18 protein-coding genes are annotated in these 21536 nt (G+C 70.6%); 13 read left to right on the forward strand and 5 right to left on the reverse strand.

What is annotated here, in order from left to right:
* Positions 1-3 precede the first annotated feature (3 nt).
* Genes ACWDSJ_RS31770 through ACWDSJ_RS31795 form a run of 6 tightly spaced genes read left to right on the forward strand, consistent with a single transcriptional unit; the run spans position 4 to position 8321 of the window.
* Positions 4-1362 carry a hypothetical protein gene (locus ACWDSJ_RS31770; protein WP_450036299.1) on the forward strand — a complete coding sequence of 453 codons (1359 nt, stop codon included), beginning with the start codon at positions 4-6 and terminating at the stop codon, positions 1360-1362.
* The gene (locus ACWDSJ_RS31775; protein WP_450036301.1) at positions 1353-2636 is read left to right on the forward strand and encodes a Wzz/FepE/Etk N-terminal domain-containing protein; all 1284 of its coding nucleotides are present in this window, start codon (positions 1353-1355) and stop codon (positions 2634-2636) included. The genes ACWDSJ_RS31770 and ACWDSJ_RS31775 overlap by 10 nt, the downstream gene beginning before the upstream one ends.
* Entirely contained in the window at positions 2633-3991 is a 1359-nt protein-coding gene (locus ACWDSJ_RS31780; RefSeq protein ID WP_450036302.1) for a glycosyl hydrolase family 28-related protein, read from the forward strand. Before ACWDSJ_RS31775 ends, ACWDSJ_RS31780 begins: the two co-directional genes overlap by 4 nt.
* Complete coding sequence (locus ACWDSJ_RS31785; RefSeq protein WP_450036304.1) at positions 3988-5799, forward strand: GNAT family N-acetyltransferase; 1812 nt, start codon at positions 3988-3990, stop codon at positions 5797-5799. Before ACWDSJ_RS31780 ends, ACWDSJ_RS31785 begins: the two co-directional genes overlap by 4 nt.
* Complete coding sequence (locus ACWDSJ_RS31790) at positions 5799-7124, forward strand: glutamate-1-semialdehyde 2,1-aminomutase (protein ID WP_450036305.1); 1326 nt, start codon at positions 5799-5801, stop codon at positions 7122-7124. Before ACWDSJ_RS31785 ends, ACWDSJ_RS31790 begins: the two co-directional genes overlap by 1 nt.
* 3 nt (positions 7125-7127) lie before the next feature.
* Positions 7128-8321 carry a glycosyltransferase gene (locus ACWDSJ_RS31795; RefSeq protein ID WP_450036306.1) on the forward strand — a complete coding sequence of 398 codons (1194 nt, stop codon included), beginning with the start codon at positions 7128-7130 and terminating at the stop codon, positions 8319-8321.
* Here ACWDSJ_RS31795 and ACWDSJ_RS31800 read toward each other — a convergent pair.
* Entirely contained in the window at positions 8302-8718 is a 417-nt protein-coding gene (locus ACWDSJ_RS31800; protein ID WP_450036307.1) for a nuclear transport factor 2 family protein, read from the reverse strand. The genes ACWDSJ_RS31795 and ACWDSJ_RS31800 overlap by 20 nt on opposite strands.
* A gap of 71 nt (positions 8719-8789) precedes the next feature.
* Here ACWDSJ_RS31800 and ACWDSJ_RS31805 point away from each other — a divergent pair, with 71 nt between their 5' ends.
* On the forward strand, positions 8790-9713 hold the full coding sequence (locus ACWDSJ_RS31805) for a LysR family transcriptional regulator (RefSeq protein WP_450036308.1): 924 nt from the start codon (positions 8790-8792) through the stop codon (positions 9711-9713).
* Positions 9714-9779: 66 nt separating this feature from the next.
* A complete protein-coding gene (locus ACWDSJ_RS31810; protein ID WP_450036310.1) occupies positions 9780-10571 on the forward strand; it encodes an SAM-dependent methyltransferase in 792 nt (263 codons plus the stop codon).
* Positions 10572-10687: 116 nt separating this feature from the next.
* Here ACWDSJ_RS31810 and ACWDSJ_RS31815 read toward each other — a convergent pair whose 3' ends face one another.
* From ACWDSJ_RS31815 to ACWDSJ_RS31825, 3 genes are all read right to left on the reverse strand, one after another.
* On the reverse strand, positions 10688-11575 hold the full coding sequence (locus tag ACWDSJ_RS31815; RefSeq protein WP_387360875.1) for a helix-turn-helix domain-containing protein: 888 nt from the start codon (positions 11573-11575) through the stop codon (positions 10688-10690).
* A gap of 136 nt (positions 11576-11711) precedes the next feature.
* Complete coding sequence (locus ACWDSJ_RS31820) at positions 11712-13106, reverse strand: MFS transporter (RefSeq protein ID WP_450036311.1); 1395 nt, start codon at positions 13104-13106, stop codon at positions 11712-11714.
* Entirely contained in the window at positions 13106-13633 is a 528-nt protein-coding gene (locus ACWDSJ_RS31825) for a PadR family transcriptional regulator (RefSeq protein WP_450036313.1), read from the reverse strand. Before ACWDSJ_RS31825 ends, ACWDSJ_RS31820 begins: the two co-directional genes overlap by 1 nt.
* A 151-nt stretch (positions 13634-13784) precedes the next feature.
* On the opposite strand from ACWDSJ_RS31825, the gene ACWDSJ_RS31830 reads away from it, so the two are divergent.
* The 4 genes from ACWDSJ_RS31830 (at position 13785) to ACWDSJ_RS31845 (ending at position 18987) form a co-directional block, all read left to right on the forward strand.
* Positions 13785-14465, forward strand: coding sequence for a biliverdin-producing heme oxygenase (locus ACWDSJ_RS31830; RefSeq protein WP_450036315.1), 681 nt, complete (start codon positions 13785-13787; stop codon positions 14463-14465).
* Positions 14466-14771: 306 nt separating this feature from the next.
* Positions 14772-16478 carry an SDR family NAD(P)-dependent oxidoreductase gene (locus tag ACWDSJ_RS31835; protein WP_450036317.1) on the forward strand — a complete coding sequence of 569 codons (1707 nt, stop codon included), beginning with the start codon at positions 14772-14774 and terminating at the stop codon, positions 16476-16478.
* Between the two features lie 67 nt (positions 16479-16545).
* On the forward strand, positions 16546-17244 hold the full coding sequence (locus ACWDSJ_RS31840) for a polysaccharide deacetylase family protein (RefSeq protein ID WP_450036319.1): 699 nt from the start codon (positions 16546-16548) through the stop codon (positions 17242-17244).
* Positions 17245-17304: 60 nt separating this feature from the next.
* Positions 17305-18987: a bifunctional metallophosphatase/5'-nucleotidase gene (locus ACWDSJ_RS31845; RefSeq protein WP_450036321.1), complete on the forward strand. Its 1683-nt coding sequence runs from the start codon at positions 17305-17307 to the stop codon at positions 18985-18987.
* Position 18988: 1 nt separating this feature from the next.
* Here the strand turns inward: ACWDSJ_RS31845 and ACWDSJ_RS31850 are convergent, their stop codons facing one another.
* The gene (locus tag ACWDSJ_RS31850) at positions 18989-19642 is read right to left on the reverse strand and encodes a cutinase family protein (protein ID WP_450036322.1); all 654 of its coding nucleotides are present in this window, start codon (positions 19640-19642) and stop codon (positions 18989-18991) included.
* A gap of 265 nt (positions 19643-19907) precedes the next feature.
* On the opposite strand from ACWDSJ_RS31850, the gene ACWDSJ_RS31855 reads away from it, so the two are divergent.
* Positions 19908-21308 carry a WS/DGAT/MGAT family O-acyltransferase gene (locus ACWDSJ_RS31855; RefSeq protein WP_450036324.1) on the forward strand — a complete coding sequence of 467 codons (1401 nt, stop codon included), beginning with the start codon at positions 19908-19910 and terminating at the stop codon, positions 21306-21308.
* Positions 21309-21536: the final 228 nt, after the last annotated feature.

Below are 21536 nucleotides of genomic sequence, written 5' to 3' on the forward strand. Positions count from 1 at the left end.
CCGGTGACGGGCGCCGCGCCGCCCCAAGTAGCCTCGGTCGCAGGCGCGTTGGCCGTGATCGTGCTCGCGGCCCTGTGGCTGCCCGGCCCGATCCGGGTCGTCCTGATCGCGCAGACCGCGCACTGGTCGCTGTCCTACGTCGCCCGGCCGGTGGTGCTGCTGTGGGTGCGGCCCGAACCGCACTTCGGCGACAACCTGCCCGATCCGCGGCTGGCCGCGCTCGGCTACGACCCCGGCATCGCCACGGTGCTGCGGCCGGTGGCGTTCGGGCTGTGGGTGTACGCCGCGCTGATCGTCGGCTACGCGCTGTGGGCGCGGTCCCGGCGCGGCGTCGAACAGCCGCCGCATCGGCCCATCCCGTTCGCGGAGGATCGCACGTTCCGCCAGACGCTCGTCGTCGTCTACGCCCTCGGCACGCTCGGTCGCCTGGCCGCGGTCGCCACCGGAACCAACGGGCGCGCGGGCGAATTGGAGAGCCCCAACGCGGTGCTCAACCTGATCGGCATCCTCGCCACCATCGGCGCGGTCGGCCTGATCGTCTATCTGCGCACCGACCGCACCCGCGACACCGTGCTCATCCTCGGCGCGCTGACCCTGGGCGAGCTGCTGTGGACCGCGGCCACCCAATCCAAGACCCCGATCATGGGCGCCGCGCTCGCGATCGCCGTGCGCTGCGCCATGACCGGCTGGACGCGCGCCAATCTCACGGCGGTGCTGGCGATCGCCGCGCTCGGCCTCGGCGGATTCGGCTGGTTGCAGTCGCTCAAGGCCGACTCCGCCACGAAAGCCGAAGCGGCCGTGACGGATTCGTCCTACCCCCCGGTGGTGCACCCGTTCCTGAGCCTGCTGCGCCGCTTCGACGGACTCGAGGCCGCCACCGACGCCTACTACGCCGGGCCGCACTCGTGGCTCACGCCCGGCGAGGTGGTCTCGCACGCGGTGCAGAGCCTGGTGCCGTCGCAGCTGCTGGGCGCGGAGAAGTTCCGGTCCGGCGCGGAGTGGGCGATGCGGGTGCGCGGGCAGTCGACCGATATGAGCCAGGTCTCGGTGTCGCTGGCCGAGGGCAATATCAACGAGGGGTACGTGCTCGGCGGCTACGGCGGTGTGGTGCTGGGGGTTTCGGTGACCTTCCTGCTGCTGCTGTTGTGGACGCGGTCACTGTACAGCCGGATGGTGCCGCTGCCGGTGTTCGCGCTGGCGCTGATCGAGGTGCCGGTGCTGTTCGAGCGGGGCATGCTCGGCACCGTGGAGACCGTCGGGAAATACCTCCAGGCCATGGTGTTGGTCTGGATCACATATCTGCTGGTGGGTGAGTACCGGCGCCAGGTGGCCGGGGAATCGAGGACCGCGCAATGGGTTTGAGCGATCTGTGGCGACTGGCCCGGCGGCGCTGGCCCGTCATCACGCTGGCCGTCCTGGTCTGTGTGGGCGCCGCCTACGGCTACGCCCGGAGCCAGACCGCCACCTACACCGCGTCGAGCACGTGTTACGTGTCGATGGCGACGGGCACCTCGGTCAACGACTCGTATCAGGGCGGGCTCGCCGCCCAGCAACGGGTGCGCTCGTATCTGGAACTGGTCACCAGCCAGACCGTCGCGCAACGCGTGAAAGATCAACTGGGACTGACGATTTCGGCGGACACCCTGCGCGGCCGGATCACCGCGGTCGCGCCCCCCGCCACCACCCTGATCGTGGTGTCGGCGACCGATCGCACCCCCGACGGGGCGCGCCGCATCACCGACGAGGTGGTGTCCCAGTTCCGGCATCTGGTCGACCAATTGGAGACCATCCAGTCCGACGCGGCCCCCGCCGCCCGCGTCGCCGTCGTCGACCGAGCGCAGATGCCCAGCGGCCCCAACGGCCCACAGACCACCCGCCTGCTGGCGCTCGGCCTGCTGGGCGGGCTCGTGCTCGGCGGCCTCGGCGCGCTCGCCCTCGACCGGCTCGATCGGCGGCTGCGCACCTCGACCCAGGTCGAGCAGATCGTGCCGGTGCCGATCCTGAGCATCATCGACGACGGAAAGCCCAGCGCCGCGGGCGAATTGCGGCGTCTGCGGATGCGACTGGCCGACGAACCCGATTTCCGGGTGCTGCTGACCTCGCTGTCGCCGCATTCGGAACCGGATGTGGCGATCGGGCTGGCTCGCGCCCTGGCCGACGCGGGCCGCCGGGTGGTGCTGGTGGACGCCGACACCACCGGCGAGGGCAGCTCCACCCGCATGCCCGCGACCGTCGGCGCGGGACTGTCGGAGCTGCTGCGCCGCTCCACGCCGCTGGACAACGCCATCACCTACTGGCCCGAGGTCGGGGTGAGCGCGCTGCCGCTGGGCGTGCCGGACCTGCGCACCCCGGATCTGCTGTCCTCGGAACGGTTCGGCGAGATCATGGCGAAGCTGTGCAGCGACTACGACCACGTCGTGGTGGAGGCCGCGCCGGTGCCGGTGGCCGCGGACGCGCTCGCGTTGGCGCGGCGCTGCGACATCACCATCGGGATCGTCGAACTCGGCGGCACCGAAGGGCAGTTGCGCGGCGCGCTCGCCACCCTCGGACCGGACCGGCTGACCGGTGTGGTGGTGTTCGCCCCGCAGCGCGACGCGTTGCGGAACCTGTTGTCCGCCTTCGGGGCTCGCCGATGACGCCGACCGGTCCGCTCGCCAGGCGGCGCATGCTCGCCGCGACGCTCGGGGCCGCGGCGGCCGGATCGCTGGCGGCGTGTTCCGGCGACGATCCCGATCCGCGACCGGGTTTCCGCTCCCCGCACGTCGGGGAGGCGCCCTCGGCGCGCGATGTCCGCGATTTCGGCGCGGTCGGCGACGGCAAGGCCGACGACACCGCCGCCCTCGCCCGCGCCGCCGCGGTCGGGGACCGGCCGCTGGTGCTGTATCTGCCGTCGGGGCAGTACCGGGTCACCAAGTTCCCCGAATTACCGGACTACGCAACGGTTCTCGGGGACGGCGCCGACGTGAGCACCGTCTTCTACGACGGCGACGCGACCCTGATCGAGCTGCGCAAACGGCAGCGGGTGCGGTTCGTGCGGCTCGGGTGCTATCTCACCGGCGAGCACGCCACGGCGGTGACGCTGACCGAGTGTTTCCGCTGCACCTTCGATCAGGTGGTGTTGCGCGGCAATCACCTCGCCGAGAACTTCCCCCGCTACGCCGAGCAGCGCGGCGTGGTGCTCGAGGCCAACACCGGCGGCACCACGTTCCTCGACTGCGACATCAACAACTTCGGCTACGGGCTGGTGACCTCGTGCATCCAGAACTACGTCACCGCCAGCAAATTCACCAACAACCGGGTCGGCGTGCGCGGCACCGGCGGCGACCACAACGCCGGGCTCGCCCTGTCGAACGTCGAATTCGTCTCCGACAACGATCCGCGCACCACCGACCGGCACGTCGTGGTGGACGGGCCCGCGAACGACTGGTGGTTCACCAATGTGTGGTTCGAGGGGGCCGACACCGCCCTGGCCATCGGCACCGAGGCCGGGGGGCCCGCGCAGTTCGGCATGGTGAACTGCAAGGTCGCCGCGCGCGGAACGGGCTTGCAGCTCAACCATTGTCGCCAGCCGTATCTCGCGAACGTGCAGTTCGATCCGGATCTGGACGCACCACCCATCGAGATACGCATCGATCCGCGCGGCTGTCCGGAGGGTACGGCGATCAACCTGATCTCCGGATCGCACGACGAGGTGGATCCGCGAGCGTTCCCCGAGGGCTGGCACGTCATCGGGCGCGGGCGGGTGCGCGGCGCGCGGTACGTCGGGACGATGTTGGTGCAGTCCGGCGGCCCCGACACCGACATCGTGCAGATGCAGGATCAGGCGGGCGGGGTGGTGTCGGCGGTGCTGCCCAGCGGGGCGTGGCTGTCGGATCGCCCCGAAGGCGGTGTGGTGCTGAAGGATCCGGCGGGCGGCTACTGGCGGCTGTCGGTCGGCACCGACGGCGTGGTGAAGACCGCCCCGCTCGGCAAACAGCGGCCGCGGACATGACCGCCCGCCCGCTGGGCCCGGCCCGACTCGGCGGATCCCACGTGCTCATCCGCCCGCCGCGCCTCGACGACCACGCCGCGTGGCGGCGCATCCGGCTGCGCGACGCGGAACTGATCGAACCGTTCTGGTACAGCTCCCCCGACCCGTGGCCGGACCGGCACACCGAGACGCAATGGATCCGCGAATACCTCGTCGCCACCGCCGAGGCCCGCCGCGGCCGCCGGGTCGCCGGCGTGATCGAGGTCGACGGCGCCTTCGCCGGCCAGTGCGAACTCGTCGCCGTCGACTCCCACACCCGCACAGCCGAATTGAGCATCTGGATCGATTCCCGCCACGCCCGCCGCGGCCTCGGCGGCCTCGCCGCCGCCCTCATGCTCGACCACGGCTTCGCCACCCTGGCCCTCGACCGAATCGTCGCCCCCATCTGCCCCGCCAACACCCCCGCCACCCGCGGCGCGAAGGGCCTCGGCTTCGTCCACGAGGCGCTCATGTCCCACTACTTCGACGTAGGCGGCACCCGCCGCGACCACGCCCTTTGGGCCCTCACCCGAGCCGACATCCCCCCGAACGGCTTCGCGCACAACTGGATCCACCGCGTCAGCGAGAAGACCGCCACCCCCGGCGCGGCCCCACCGAGCACAACCGCACAACCCGATGACAGCCTCGGGTCCGAGGCCCCCCATCTCTCGGCGGCCATGCCAGCCGGAGACGGCCAACCGTTCAACGGACCCGGCACCTCAGCGACCGCACGGCCCGGTGACGGCATCGGGGCCGAGGCACCCCGTCCCTCGGCGGCCATGCCAGCCGGAGACGGCCAACCATTCAACGGATCCGGACCTCCGGCCACCGCACGGCCCGGTGACGGCATCGGGATCGAGGCACCCCGTCCCTCGGCGGCCATGCCAGCCGGAGACGGCCAACCGTTCGACGGACGCCGACCCTCGGGGACCGCGCACCTCGGAGACGGTCGCGCGTGCGAGGCCCTCGAGCCTTCGGTGATCGCGAGGTCCGGAGACGGCCACATGGGCGAGACGCCCGGACCCTCGGCGGCGGTGCCAGCGGAAGACGGCCCCATGGGTCAGGGGACGAAATCCTTTGCGGCTGCGCGACTCTGGGATGGCCGCGTTGTCGAGACCGGCGGGACCGTGCTGGCGACGAGGACCGCGCTCGACGTCTCGTCGCGGTGTCACCGCGACGAGGGCATCGCCGGGGTCGGGCGTTGGCGGCGGCGGGTGATGGTCGCCTATCTCGCGGGGCGGTTGGTGGCCGGGCGGGTGCGGCGGCGGGTGGTGCCGATGCGCGGGGGGTGCTCGGTGCGGCTCGGGGTGCCCGGGTATGGCGGGGCGGTGGTGCGCGGGCGGCGGTTCGCGGATGGGGGGCGGCGGACGGCGGGGCCGGGTGAGGGGGCGTGGTGGCGTGAATTCGCCCGTAGCCGTGGGGGTTTGCGGTCTCCGGGTGGGCTGGTGTTGGTGCTCGAGGTCGACGGGCGCTGGGCCGGGGAGTTCCGGCTGTTCGATCTGGACATGTTCGACCGCAATGCCCGGCTGCACGCCTGGGCCGACTCCGCTCGCGCCGACATCGGTGTCCGCACGGCGGCTACCCGGGTGGTGCTGGAGCACGCCTTCCACACCCTCGGGCTGTACCGGGTGGCGACCGAGATCGACGCCGCCGACACCGAGTCCGCCGCGGTCGCCGCCTGCGCGGGACTGCGGGAGGAGGGAATCATGCGCAACCATCACGGACCCACCGGCCGCCGCGCCGACCACGCGCTGTGGGCGTCCACCGTCGCCTTCCCCGGGCGGCCCTGATGCGAGAGTTCCACCGCAGCAACGCGATTCAGGCCCGCCTGCACGACCTGGTCCCCGGCGGCGCGCACACCTACGCCCGCGGTTCCGACCAGTACCCGGAGTTCATGACCCCGATCCTGGTGCGCGGCGACGGCGCGCGCGTGTGGGACGCCGACGGCAACGCCTACATCGAATACGGCATGGGCCTGCGCTCGGTCACCCTCGGCCACGGCTACGCCCCGGTGGTCGAGGCGGTGACGGCCGCGATCGCCGGGGGCGTGAACTTCTCCCGCCCGACGGAGCTGGAACTGGCGGCCGCCGAGGACTTCCTCGCGCTGGTCCCCGGCGCGGATATGGTGAAGTTCGCCAAGAACGGCTCCGACGCCACCACCGCGGCGGTGCGGCTGGCCCGCGCGGTCACCGGCCGCGAAACCGTCGCCGTGTGCGCCCAGCCGTTCTTCTCTGTCGACGACTGGTTCATCGGCACCACCGATATGAACGCGGGCATCCCCCCGACCGCCACGGTCCGCTTCCCCTACAACGATCCCGAAGCCCTTGCCGCCGTGCTGGATTCGGGCACGGTCGCGTGCGTGGTGATGGAGGCGGCCACCGCCCTCGCCGAACCCGAACCAGGCTACCTGGCCACCGTGCGCGAGCTGTGCGACCGCGCCGGGACGCTGCTGGTGTTCGACGAGATGATCACCGGCTTCCGCTGGGCGACGGGCGGCGCGCAACAGGTGTACGGCGTCACCCCCGACCTGTCGTGCTGGGGCAAGGCCATGGGCAACGGCTTCCCGATCTCCGCGCTGGCCGGGCGGCGAGAGTTCATGGAGCTGGGCGGTTTACGCACCGAACGCGACCGCGTCTTCCTGCTGTCGACCACCCACGGCCCCGAGACCGCCTCGCTGGCCGCCTTCCGCGCGGTCGTCGCCGCCTACGCCGAGACCGATCCCATCGGCCGCATGGAATACGCGGGCCGCCGCCTCGCCGACGGCGTGAACAAGATCGCCGCCGAACTCGGCATCGGCGACCGGCTCGAGGTCGTCGGCCGCCCCTCCTGCCTGATCTTCCTCACCCGCGATCCGCAGGGACGGCCGTCCCAGTCCTACCGCACCCTGTTCCTCCAGGAACTCCTCGAGCGCGGCGTGCTCGGCCAGTCGTTCGTCACCTCCGCGGCGCACACCGACACCGAGATCGACGAAACCCTCGCCGCCTGCCGCCCGGCAGCCGAGATGTATTGCCGCGCTTTGGAATCCGGCACCGTCGAGGGACTGCTGCGCGGCCGTCCGGTGGCTCCCGCCCTGCGCCGCCACGCCGCGCCGCGCGCCCTCCGCCGGGAGGCGTGAGCCGTGGCCCCGCGCATCGCCGTCGTCCACGAACGGTTCACCGAGTACGGCGGCTCGGAGGCCGTCGTGGCCGAATTCCTGAAGATCTGGCCGGGATCGCGCGTCTTCGCGCCGATCGCCACCGCCGACTGTGTCGCCGCGGTCCGCGCGGCGGCCGCGGATGCCCACTCGGCGGCACGGGAGATCGCGCCCGTCGGCTCGGGGTCGTGGGCGCGAGGCGACGAGAAGCCCTACGACCCAATGTTTCTCACCACCTGGCTCAGCCGGGCGCACGCGCTGAGCGGGGAACGGTCCCACGCGCCGTTGCTGCCGTTCGTGCCCGGGGTGTTGCGGCGGCTGCCGGTGCGCGACGCGGACGCGGTGGTGGTCAGTCATCACGCGTTCGCGACCCAGGCGGCGCTGGCGACCGACGCGCCCGTGATCGCGTACGTGCACAGTCCGGCGCGGTGGGCGTGGGATCCGGCGTTCCGGGCGCGGGAGGCGGGCGGGCGCACCGGGCAGCTCGCCCTCGCGGCGCTCGGCGGCCTCGCCCGGCGCTGCGAGGTGCGGGCCGCGCCGAAACTCGCTGCGGCCGTGGCCAATTCGAGGGCGGTGGCCGAGCGGATCGAACGCTGGTGGGGCACGGCGGCGACGGTCGTGTACCCACCGGTGCGCATCGACCGGTTCGCGCCCGATCCGGCCGTCCCACGAGAGGACTTCTTCCTGTTCGCCGGGCGTCTCGTGCCCTACAAGCGACCGGATCTGGCCGTGCTTGCCGCCCGTAAAGCGGGCGTGCGCCTGGTGGTGCTGGGCGACGGGCGTTTCCGCGACCGACTCGAGGCCGTCGCGGGATCGGAGACCACCTTCCTCGGCGCCGCCCCCGACGACGTCCTGCTCGACATGTACCGCCGCTGCCGCGCGCTGCTGATGCCCGGCGTGGAGGATTTCGGCATAGTCCCCGTCGAGGCGATGGCCTGCGGCACACCGGTACTCGCCGTCGGCGCGGGCGGCGCCCTCGACACGGTCCGGCCCGGCATCAGCGGGGAACTTCTCGAAGTAGGCGACGACACCACCGTGATCACCGAATTCGCCCACGCCATGCGCGATTTCGATCCCACAGCTTACGACCCGCACGCGGTCCGCACCCACGCCGAATCCTTCTCCCCCAACGCCTTCCGTACCCGCATGGCCACCATCGTCAGCGAGGCGCTGGGGTGAGCGGGTCGAGCACCCGCTCCACCAGGGCGGTGTCGCAGTGCTCGACGATCTCGGTGATGCGGCCGTCGACGACGCGGAAGATGAAACAGTAGGTCTGGTGGTACGGCTCGCCGCGTGTGGTGGTGGCGTAGCCGCGGGCCTGGACCACCACCCGGTCGCCCTCGGCGACGATCAGATCCGCCGCGCTGCGGTACCCGTCGGCGAACTGCGCCATGAGCGGGCGCAGCAGCCCGTCCAGGACCGCCGGTCTCGGTTCCCACACGCCCGACCACGACCAGTCGCCGGGGAACACCCAGCGACAGTCCTCGGCCAGCGCCTGGCCGAGCGCACGCGTATTCCCCTGTGCCAGTTGCCGGAAGATCTCGGTTACCAACGCCTTGTTCTCACTCGTACTCACATCTCGAAATCTAGGGCCGTGCGAGCTGTGCGACCAGCGAGACTCTCGCACAGCTGGTATCAGTGTTTCGCATGGGTGAGTTCACGGTGACCGGGCTGCGCGTGGTGCGGGAGGCGGCGCGCAGCGGATCGTTCTCGCGCGCCGCCGAGCGGCTGGGCTACACCCAGTCGGCGGTCTCCCGCCAGGTCACGCTCATGGAACAGGCCGCGGGCCGGGCGCTGTTCGCTCGTTCGGCGCGCGGGGTGCGGCCGACCGAGGCCGGTCGGGTCGTGCTCCGCCACGCCGAATCGGTGCTCGACAGCCTCGACGCCGCGCAGGGTGAACTCCGCGACCTCGGCGCGGAGGCCCCCGCGCGGCTGCGGCTGGGCGCGTTCTCCACCGCCACCGCGGCGCTCGTCCCGCGCGCGATTTCGCTTGCGGCGCAAGCATTTCCGGCGGACCGGGTGCGACTGCGGGAGGGCTCGAGTCCGGCCCTGCTGACCGCGCTGGGGCGCGGGCGTCTCGATCTGGCCGTCGTCTCCGGTCGCCCGGAGCTTCCCCCGGGCGTGGAAACGACTGTGCTGCTGACGGATTCGCTGTATCTGGCCGTGGCGCGGGGACACGCCCTGGCCGGAGCGGTGAGCGTGCCCCCGATTCGCCTGCGCGAGGAGCGCTGGATCAGCGGCAGCGCGGATCTCGCCACCACCCTGCTCGGCGCGTGGCCGGATCCGGATCGGGAGCCGGTCGTCGCGTACGTGGCTCGCGACTGGATCGCCAAACTCGGCCTGGTCGCCGCGGGCCTGGGCGTCACCCTCGTGCCCGGCCTGCTGGTTCCGGCGCTGCCCGGCGCGGTCGCGGTGGTGCGCGTCGATCACCCCGAGGCGGTCCGGCCCACCCTGCTGGCGCACCGCGTCGGTTCCCCGCTCACCCGTCATCCCGTCGCGGAGGCGCTGCGCGACGCCGCGGCCCGCCTCGCCGAGGAGATCCGAGGTTCGTTGCGGGGCAAGCCTTTCTGAATTCCGACATCGCCCCCGACGGTGGGGGCGAGTTGCTACGATTCGGGAATTGATCCAGGAGGCGTGGTGGCGGACGACAAGCGGGTGCCGGAGGGCGTCGATCCGTCCCGGCCGAACGCCGCCCGCGTGTACGACTATCTGCTGGGCGGCAAGGACAACTACCACATCGACCGGATGGTTGCCGAGCGGATGCTGGAGGTCGCCCCGGACAATCGGATGCTCGCGTGGTTCAGCCGCCAATTCCTGTTGCAGGCCGTGCGCGACGCCGCCGAGGCGGGGGTGCGGCAGTTCCTCGACATCGGCGCGGGCATCCCGACCGCGCCCGCGGTGCACGAGGTCGCGCAGAAGATCGACCCCACGGCGCTCGTCGCGTCCATCGACTACGACCCGGTGGTGTTCGCGCACGCCAACGCCCTGCTGTCGGGCATCCCGGGCGTCACGCCGATCCTCGCCGACGCCCGCGATCCCGACGACATCCTCGCCCGCGCGCGCACCGAGGCGGGTATCGATTTCCAGCGGCCGGTCGCCGTGCTGCTCGTCGGCCTGCTGCATTTCATCATGGACGACGAAGGGCCCGGCGAGATCGTGTCCTGCTTCCGCGACGCCATGGCCCCCGGTAGCTACCTGGCCTTCACCCACGGATCCATCGACAGCGACGAGCATTTCGTCACCCAAACGCTCAAGGACACCGTCGGCACCACCGCCCAGTTCGTCTTCCGCTCCCCCACCCAGGTGGCCGAATTCCTCCACGGCCTCGACATCCTCGACCCGGGCATCGTCACCGTCCAGGACTGGCTCGGCGGCGACCTCCCACCCACCGTCCTCAACATCATGGCCGGCCTCTGCCGCAAGCCTTAGTCAACCCCCGGGCCCAATCCCCTTGACCCCGAACCGGTCCCCACTTCCCGGCTCTGGCCCGGTCCCGTCCCTTGGCTCTGGACCGCTCCCGGCCCCCGACTCTGGACCCGAAGGGTTCACAACTCCGCAGCGGCCGCGATCATCATGTCCCGGGAGCGTTCCGGGCGTTCGGCTTGGACGGCGAGGCGGTCCATGACCTCGCGGTACAGTTCGATGTCGTCGTGGCGGTCCAGATACAGGGCGCTGGTGAGCTGTTCGAGGTACACGACGTCGGGGAGTTCGCGTTCGGCGAAGCGCAGCATGGTGAACGAACTGCCCGCCGCCGCATGCCCGCCCGCCGCGTAGGGCAGCACCTGGATGGTCACATTGCGGCGGTGCGACATCTCCACCAGATGTTCGATCTGGGCGCGCAGCACCTTCGGTCCGCCGATGGGCCGGTGCAGCACGGCCTCGTCGACCACGGCCCACAGCTGCGGGCCGCCGGGCACGTCGAGGATCTGCTGCCGCTTGCGGCGCAGCTCGACCCGCCGGGCCGCCTCGGTGTTCTCGTGGCCGAGCGCGACGATGGCGCGGGCGTACTCCTCGGTCTGCAACAGGCCCGGAATCAGTTGTCCCTCGAAGGTTCTGATCGCCATGGCCGCGCCCTCGAGCCCGAGGTAGGTCTCGAACCAGGACGGCAGCAGATCGTTGTACTGATGCCACCAGCCGGGCTGGTTCGCCTTGCGGACCAGTTCCAGGAACAGCTCGACCTGCTCGTCGTCCTCGACGCCGTACAGCTTCAGCAGGTCACGAATGTCGCGTTCCTTGAAGCCGGTGCGGCCCAGTTCGAGTCGGCTGATCTTCGCGTGCGAGCCGCGGATGTGGTAGCCGGCGGCCTCGCGCGTGATGCCCGCCTCCTCGCGCAACTTGCGCAGTTGCCCGCCGATCGCGATCCGCAAAGCGGTCGGACCACGTTCCGCGACATGGGAATCGACGACGTCGATCCGGATCCGTTCACCGCCCATGAGGCCACTCCGATTGTGGAAGAGCACCGACGGGCCGCACCGAAATCCGCTACGACCCCCACCGCATCGCATCATGATATCGCTCGGGAACCCGAATCACCGCATCAGCAACCGGATCGCTGGGAACTTGCCCGTGTCAACGCCCCAGGACGGCGGTGTTGCGCGTGCCCGGAAGCGCCGTCGACAGGGCCGCCGACAGGGCGGTGAGCACCAGCAGAGCGAGCGCCACGGCGTGTAACGCGGCGACCGGTCCGCGTGTCGCGGCCGTGGCCGCGTACCAGGCCGAGATCCCGGCGATGCCGAGCGACGCGCCGATGCGCTGACAGATGGTGAAAAGGGTGTTGGCGTCGGCCAATTGATCATCGCGCAGCGGGTCCAGCAACCCCGCCAGCAACGGCGTGATGACCAGTCCGACGGCCGCGGCACGCGCGGCCAATACCGTCGCGGTGACCGCGAGCGGGGTGCGCGCGTCGATGATCAGCATCCCCGCGCTGGCCGCGGCGAGCACGACGAATCCCCCGACGACCGTGGCGCGCACCGAGAATCGCGTCAGCACCCGCTGCCCGGCGATCGTGCCGAGCCCGGTGACGACGCCCTGGGGCAGCATGGCCAGTCCGGTCATCGCGACGGACCGCCCCTGCGCGGTCTGCAGGAACACCGGCAGCAGGAACACCGCCGCGAAGGTGGCGACCGACGCCGCCGCGCACAGCCCCAGCGCCAGCAGCGACCCCGGGGTGCGCGCGGAGTCCAGGCTCACCGCCGGGTGCGCTCGCCGCCGCGCCCAGCAGACGTAGGCGGCGAGCAGCATCAGACCGGTCGACAGGGCCGAGACAGTCTGTGGCGCAAGCCATCCCGACGTTCCGGTCCGACCGGTCCCGTAGAGCATCAGCGTCGAACCCGCGGCGAGGAAGACCATGCCGACCGGATCGAATCGCACGTCCCGGGCGCGCCCGGGCGCGAGTTCGCCCGGGATCCGCCGAGCGGCGAGCACCGCCAGCCCCGCGATCGGCACATTGATCAGGAACACCGACCGCCAGCCCGCCGCGGCCACGAGCACCCCGCCGACGCTCGGCCCCAGCGCCGGACCCAGGAACAACAGGATCCCCGCGACCGGGGACATCGCCCGCGTCGCCCCGCCCCCGCCGAGCAGCATGCTCATCGCCAACGGCACCAGCGGAGCGCCCGCCAGCCCCTGCACCGCCCGCGCCGCGATGAGAACACCGATGTCCGGCGCGGCGGCACAGGCGAGCGAGGCGAGCGTGAACGCCAGCAGCGCAACGCGATACACCGGCAGCGTGCCGAACCGCCGGGCCAGATACGAAGTCCCCGCCAGCCCCGCCCCCAGCGCGAGCAGATAGCCGCTGACCGTCCACCCGACCGCGTCCAGTCCCGCCCCCAGCCCTTCGGCGATCGGCGCGGCGGCCACGTTCACGATGCTCGAGTCCAGCATCGACAACAGCGGCCCCGCCAGCAACGCGTACTGCACCACCGCGCCCAGTCGCGCCTGCCCGAAAGCTGTTGTGCCGCGCATCATTCCCCCTCGGGCCGCACCGGCTCCCGCACCGCGGCCGCCCCCAGCTCCCGCAACCACGCCAACTCCGCCTCACACCGCCGGATCAGCTCCTCGCTCACCCGAATCCCCCACGTCTCCCCCGTCGCCCGCCCCAGCAACGCCCGCAGAAACTCCGCCCGCGCCCGCACGGCTCCCTCCCGCGCCGCGAGCACCCCCGCCCGCTCCTCGGGCGTCAACATGGCGAACTGCGCCACCCGAGTCAGGAACTCCGTCTCATCCGCCCCCGCCGGCAACTCGGTCAGCATGTCCTGCAACATCTCCCGCCCCACCTCGGTCAACGTGTACACGTGCCGAGCCGGCCGCCCCACCTGCTGCTCGGACACCTTCGTCACCGCCCCCGCCTCCTCGAACCGCCGCAACGCCGGATACAACGCGTTGTTGTTCAAGGCCACCCCCGCCCCCTCCTCCACATGCTTCCGCAACTCGTATCCATGAGCGGGACCGCGCATCAGGTGTCGAAGGATCAGAACTTCCACGTAGGACATGTCGTCCAGTGTAACTTAGGTTCCGGTGGACGATCGTGGCCGTGGGTGGTTCTCGTCCGAAAGTTTGATTCGGCGACAACAGGGGGCCGGTATGGTCGAAAGGTAGTTAGGGTACGCATATTCGATTGCCCCCGAAGCGATGGAGTTCGAGATGCCGGAGGAGAGCGCGGTGGCGGAGGGCGTGCCGTTTTCGACACAGATCCGTACCGAGACCGAGCGGCAGCACGCGGAGGCGGAGAACTCGTCGTTCATGAGCGACATGCTGGGCGGGGCGCTGGGGGTGGAGGCGTTCTATCGGTACACGGGGCAGTTGTGGCATGTGTATCGGGCGCTGGAGGAGCGGTGGGAGACGCTCGCGGGCGATCCCGTCGCGGGGCCGTTCGTGCGACCCGAACTCGCGCGGCTCGCGCGGCTGGAGGAGGACCTCGCGCATCTCGGCGGGGCGAACTGGCGCGCGGAGATCGACCCGCTGCCATCCACGGCGACCTACGCGGCCCGGATCGAGGAGTGCGCGCGGACCTGGCCCGCGGGCTACGTCGCCCATCACTACACCCGCTATCTCGGCGATCTGTCCGGCGGTCAGGTCATCCGCGGCACCGCCGAGAAGCTGTGGCAGCTGCCCAAGCGCGGGGACGGCGTGCGGTTCTACGTCTTCGACCGCATCCCGAACCCGGCCGCGTTCAAGCGCGAATATCGTTCGCTGCTCGACCGTCTCGCCGTGGACGATCTGGAGAAGCAGCGTGTGCTCGGCGAATGCCGCCGCGCCTTCGATCTCAACACCGCCATGTTCGCCGAACTCGGCGACGAGTTCGCGGTGCGCCGCCGAGGCTGAGCCGAACAAGCGTCCAATACGGTCGCCGAAAGGTAGCCGAGCACACCGCGAGTTACCCAAACCGCTTGTCACACAGACTGTTCGCCACCCCTCACGTGGTGACACGTTCCACACCGCCGCGCGCGCCCGAAGGTTGCGCGGATCCGGCGTACGCCGCTAAAGTTACTCATCAGTTAGGCACGAAGGTGTTCCTACCTCCGGCCCGACGTCGCTCAGGGGGCCGTTTCATCCACGTCCGCATCCACCGACGCATGTCGGACGAGCAGTGTTGTTGTGCGACAACAGTGTTCGATACCAGGAGGGGCGATGGTTTCCTATCTCGTCACCGGCGGCACCGCCGCCCTCGACCGGCGCGTCATCCGGCGACTGCTCGACCGTGACCCGGACGCGATCGTGCACGTGCTGGTGCGCGAACGCGACGCGGCCGATCTCGCCGAACGCACCGCGAGCTGGGGCGCCGCCGACCGCGTCTTCCCGCTCCTCGGCGATCCGACCGCGGAAGACCTCGGCCTGCACGACGATCCGCCGCCCGCCGACCACATCCTGCGGCTGGGCCCGGTCGATGTCGCGGGTGTCCGGGCGGTGATCGCGCTCGCCACCCGGCTCGGGGCCATGCTGCACCACGTCTCGTCGGTGGCGGTGGCCGGTGACCATCGCGGCAGGTTCTTCGAGGACGATTTCGACCTCGGCCAGCACCTCGCCACCCCGTCCCAGCGCGCCCACTTCGCCGCCGAGAAGTTGGTGCGCGAGTCCCCGGGCCTGCGTTGGCGCGTGTACCGCACGGCGATCGTCGTCGGCGATTCGCGCACCGGCGAGACGGACCGGATCGACGGGCCCTACCACTTCTTCCCGGCCGTCGCCCGCCTCGCCGAACTGCCGTCGGAATTGCCGCTGCCGCTGCCGGATCTGGGCGCGACCAATATCGTCCCGGTCGACTACGTCGCCGCCGCCCTGGTCGAACTCGTCCGGCGGCCGGGCCTCAACCACCGCACCTTCCATCTCGTGAACCCGCGTCCGCAGCCCTTCGCCGAGATCTACGCCGCCCTCGCCCGCGCGGCCGGGGCGCCCGCGGGCATCGGCGCGATTCCCGGCAGCCACGCCGCGCTCGGCGCGCTCGGCCGCGTTCCGATCGTGCGGCAGATGCGCGATACCCTGTTGCGGCAGTGGGGAATTCCGCCCGAGGCCGCCGACGTCACCTTCGACTCGGAGTTCATCGACGACTCCACCCGCGCCCAACTGCGCGGCAGCGGCCTGACCGTCCCCGAGTTCGGCGACTACGCCGTACCCCTGTGGCGGTACTGGAGCGCCCACCTCGATCCCGACCGCGACCGCCGCGGTGCCGACCGCCTGCGCGGCCGCGTCGTCCTCGTCGCGAACGCCTCCTCCGACACCGGCCTGGCCATCGCCCACGCGGTCGCCCGCCGCGGCGCGACCGTCCTCATGGTGGCCCCCGGCACCGACGAGCTGGAATCCACCACCGCCGCCCTGCGCGCGGAAGGCGCTGCCGCCCAGGCGTACCAGTGCGACCTCACCGACGAGAAGGCCGTCCAACTTCTCGCCAAACACGTCCTGGCCGACCACGACCATGTCGACTACATCGTCGCCGAGAGCGGACGCGCAGTCAGCGAATCCAGCGACGACACAGCCGATTCCGACGCGACCCGCCTGATCCTGGCCCTGCTGCCATCCATGCGCGACCGCCGCTTCGGCCACATCGTCACCCTCTCCCCGCTCCCCCGCTCCGATTCCGCCCCGAACCCCGTCACCGAGATCGCCGCCGAAAACGCCCCCGCCGGAATAACACTCACCCCGGTCCACCTCCCCCCGACCCACACCCCCACCCAGTCCGCCGACCTCGTCCTACACGCCCTCACCGACCGCCCCACCCCCCTCACCCAGTTCCTCGACACCCTGCTCCCGTCGATGAAAACGGCTATCCTCCACCACGGAACCCGCCTGCTGAGCATCCCCACCGCCCGATTCGCGAACCGCATTCCGGCCGTGCACCGGTAGGCGAGCCCCGAAACCCCTACCGTTCGGCACCTTCCGCAACTTTGCATCGACTGCTACTTTGCGGCGAATGAACCGCAGGGCTGTACTCATCGGAACCGGCGCGCTGGTCGTCGTGATCGTCACCTGCGTCGGGCTGTACGCGGTGATGAACTCGCGAAGCTTCCAATTTCGCGGGGTGCTCGTCCGGCACGCCGAGACCACGGAGAAAGTGGTGGCCCTGACATTCGACGACGGACCCACCGACCGGACGCCGGAGCTCCTGAGCATCCTTGCCGCGCAACAGGTCCCGGCCACGTTCTATCTCGTGGGCCGTGACCTCGACGCCCACCCCGAATACGGGAAGGCCATCGCCGACGCGGGGCATGAGCTGGGGAATCACAGTTACAGTCACCGGCGGCTGGTGTTCGTCAGCCCGGGGACCGTGCGGGCGGAGGTCGAGCGCGCCGACGCGGCCATCGCGCGCACAGGATATCGGGGACCGGTCACGTTCCGGCCGCCCTACGGCAAGAAGCTGATCGGACTGCCCTCGTATCTCGCCGATCATCACCGCACGACCGTCATGTGGGACGTCGAACCCGACTCGGCGGGCGGGGCGGACACCGATCGGATCGTCGCCGACACCCTGGACCGGACGCGGCCGGGCTCGATCATCCTGCTGCACGCCATGTATCAGCCCGCGTCCCTCGCCGCCGTCCCGCGCATCGTCGGCGAACTCCGCCAGCGCGGCTATCGGTTCGTCACCGTGTCGGAACTGCTGCGGCACTGACCCACCGGAATTCACCCGGCGGCCGTGCGCGCGCCAACCCGATCTGCCACAGTCGAGATCATGCGTGCTCGTCGTCGTCTGCTCGCGCTCTGCGCGGGGTTGTCGGTGCTGGGGTTGGTGGCCGGGTGCGGTGGCGCGGACACACCCGCGAACCCGCCCAAGGCGAATCCCATCGCACTCGTCGGCACCGACAACCTGCCCGACGCCGCGCCGGACGAGGTGCACCTGTTCGCCATCAACGACCTGCACGGCAATCTGCAACCGCCCGCGGGAACCAACGGACACGTCGCCACCTACGCCGCGGGCGGGGCCGGGTATCTCGCCGCGAATCTCGCTCGGCTGAGGCAGCGGTACCCGGCCAGCGCGGTCGTGTCGGCGGGCGACAACATCAGTGCGAGCCCGTTGATCTCGGCGCTGTTCCACGACGAGCCGACCATCGAATACCTCAACTCGATCGGGCTGGCCGCCTCCGCGGTGGGCAACCACGAATTCGACCACGGCATCCAGGAATTGACGCGCCTACAGAACGGCGGTTGCGCGCCCGACGGCTGCTCGCCGGGGCAGCCGTTCACCGGAGCGAAGTTCCCGTACCTCGCCGCCAATGTCACCGACGCCAACGGGCAGCTCCCGCCCGGACTGCGCCCGTGGACGGTGCTCGACGTGGGCAAGCACAAGATCGGCGTCGTCGGCGTGGTCACCTCCACCACCGCGAATATCGTGATGCCCGAGGGCATTCGGGGCTACACCTTCGGCGACGAGATCGACGCGATCAATAAATCGGTTCCGGCGCTGCGGGCCGCGGGCGCGGAGACGATCGTGGCGCTGCTGCACGACGGGGGCGCGCAACAGGTGCAGGGCCCGGTCGACTACAACGCCTGCGCCAACATCACGCCCGCCACCACCGAGATGGCGAAGCGCACCGATCCGGCGGTGCGGGTCCTCGTCACCGGGCACACCCATCAGGCCTACAACTGCGTCCTCGACGGCAAGGTGGTCACCCAGGCCGCCTCCTACGGCCGCCTCATCAGCGACATCACCCTGCGCTTCCACGACGGCACGGTCGACGCCAAGGCCGTCAACCGGGTCGTCACCCGCGACGTCGCGCCCGAACCCCAGGCCACCCGGCTGGTCGACTTCTTCGCCGGACAGGCCGAGCCGCGCGGCAAACGGGTCATCGGCACCGCCACCGCCCCCCTGCCCAACGAGCCCACACCCGGCGGGGATTCGCCGCTGGGCGACGTGATCGCCGATTCCATGCTCGCCGCGCTCGCACCGCAGCAGGCGGTCGCGGCGTTCATGAATCCCGGTGGCGTGCGCGCGGATCTGAGCGGCGGCCCGATCACCTACGAACAGGCCTACACGGTGCAGCCGTTCGGCAATCAGGTGGTCGGGGTGCGCCTGACCGGGCAGCAGATCCTCGCCCTGCTCGAACAGCAGTGGGACAACCCCAGCAAACCCGGCGTGCTGTCGGTCGCGGGCATCGGCTACAGCTACGACGACGCCGCACCCAAGGGCCACAAGGTCCTCCCCGACACCGTCCGCATCGGCGGCCAGCCGCTGAATCCCGTTGCGATGTACACGATTTCGACCAACAACTTCCTGGCCGCGGGCGGCGACGGATTCACCGTCTTCACCCAGGGCGCCCCGGCCGCCGTCGGCCCGACGGACCTCGACGCCCTCGAGGCGTATCTGCGCGATCGGGGAACGGTCGAGCCACCGGCGGCCCGCATCGAACGCCGCTGACTCACAACCGGTCGGCGGCGAAATTCGCCGCGGCCGCGAAGTCGGCGCCGTAGGCCACGTGCGCGGCCGGGTTCAGCCCGCCCGCGCACACGGGATCGCCCGCGGTGCAATAGTTTCCGGTGCGCCACAGGTAGGCGTCGGGGGGATTCCAGCCGATCAGCCGCATCGGGTCGCCGAACAACAGCACCGCCGCGATCCGCCCGCCGAGATCGTCGCCGAGCCGGACCCCGCCGGGAACGCCGAGGGTCGGCCCGGTGCCCAGCGCGGTGTGCACCACCGCCGCGCCCTGCGAGTACCCGACCACGACGAACCGCTGCCCGCGGCACCGCGCCGCCTGATTTGCGAGGTGCGCGACGAGATCGGAGCTCCCGGCGCCGACCGAGCGGGGGTCGGCCAGATCGGCCGGATACTCCACCCGGTACGCGCTCGTGCTCGCGGGCAACCGATCTCGCAGCACGCCGTAGAGCGGATCGCCCACCTCGCCGCCGAGATAACCGGTCTCGCCCGTCCCGCGCGCCACCACCACATCCACGTCGGCACACCACTGTGCCCGTGCGGGCGGGGCGGGAGCGAGCGCTCCCGGTATCAGCAGGGCGGCGCCCAAAACCCAAGCGACAGAGATCTTTCGACGCCGCGACACCTTCCGGTCGGCCATTGTTCCCACCTTCTCACGCCGTTGTGAGCGGGCCCGGAGTGTGACTGTTGTCAGAGACTATTATCCGGACCCGATGTGGCCCAAGGTAAGCCGAGGGTTCTGCGGCGGCAACACGATCGAGGGAGAGATACCCAATTGCGGCGCAACCGTATCCGCGCGGAAGTAACGTTTCACCAGCGCCTTCGTGGGAATCGCCGGAAGGATGCGGGCCGACGGGACCGCCGATTCGCCCCAGAAATGAAACAAGTTCTCATAGGCTGTAGACATGGAACGCATGACCGGACTGGACGCCAGTTTTCTGTACCTGGAGACCGATACCCAGCTGCTGCACATCTGCGCGCTGATCGTTCTCGATCCGGTCGCGGACGGCGCCAGGTACGAATTCGCCGCGCTGAAGGCCGAACTCGGGCGGCGGCTGCATCTGATTCCGGCGATGCGCCGCCACATCCATCGGGTGCCGTTCGATCTGGACCATCCGGTCTGGATCGAGGACGCGCACTTCGATCTGGACTATCACGTGCGCCGGGCCGGGCTGCCCGCGCCGGGCGGTCGGCGCGAACTGGCCGAGCTGGTCGGCGATATCGCCGGGCGGCCGCTGGATCGCACGAAACCGTTGTGGCAGTTGTGGGCGATCGAGGGACTCGACGGCGGCAAGGTCGCCGTGATCACGAAGTATCACCACGCCGCGGTGGACGGGGTCACCGGCACCCAGATCCTGTTGCATCTGTGCGACCTCGAGCCGGGCGTGCGCTACCCCGATCCCGAACCGGGTGACCGGGTGGCCGAACGCGCGCCCGACGATCTGCGCTTGGCCGCCGAGGGGCTGCTGCGGTTCCCGACGAAACTGGGCGCGGTCGGCATGCTGCCCAAGACGCTGGGCATGGTCAACGGATTCTGGCAGCGGCGGCGAAACGCGATGAAGGGCATGGCCGTTCCGTTCACCGCGCCCCGCACCCGGTTCAATCGGACGATCAGCCCGCATCGTTCGGTCGCGTTCACCAACTCGTCGCTGGGGGATGTGAAGGAGATCAAGGCCGCGTTCGGGGTGACGGTCAACGATGTGGTGCTGGCGGTCGTCGCCGGGGCCTTGCGCGACTATCTCGCGGCGCACGACGAGTTGCCCGACAGTTCGCTGTTCGCCTCGGTCCCGGTGTCGACGCACGAGACCACCCGGCACGAGCGCGGCGCGAACAAGGTGTCGACGCTGTTCTGCCGCCTCTACACCGATGTCGCCGATCCGGTGGAGCGGCTGCGGCTCATCGCGGAGGCCAATGCCGGGGCCAAGCGGGAACACGATCTGATCGGCGCGGACTTCCTCCAGGATTGGGCGAAGTACGCCCCGCCCAACACCTTTCAGCTCGCCGCGCGCGCGTATTCGTCGTTCAAACTCGCCGAAAAGCACCCCGTGGTGCACAATCTCGTGATCTCCAATGTCCCCGGCCCGCGCGCGCCGCTGTACTTCCTCGGCTATCGGGTCGACTCGATGTACCCGTTCGGGCCGGTGTTCCACGGGGCCGGGCTGAACATCACGGTGCTGTCGGTCGGCGGGAACCTGGACTTCGGGTTCATCGCGTGCCGGGAGTCGGTGCCGGATGTGGAGGCGATGGCGGACGCGGTGCACGATTCGATGCGGGCGTTGCTGTCCGCGGCGCGGGAACTCGGGTGATTTAGCGTATTGCCCACTGGCGCAAGCTGATTGAGCCGGGCTCGAGGGACCGTCCCGGCACGAGGGCCGGATCACCTCACGGGCACGAGGCGAGGGCCGGGGTCGCCTCACGGGCACGAGGCGAAGGTCGAGATCGCCTCACGGGCACGAGGCGAAGGTCGAGATCGCCTCACGGGCACGAGGCGAAGGTCGAGATCGCCTCACGGGCACGAGGCGAAGGTCGAGATC

Source organism: Nocardia sp. NPDC003482 (assembly GCF_053588115.1).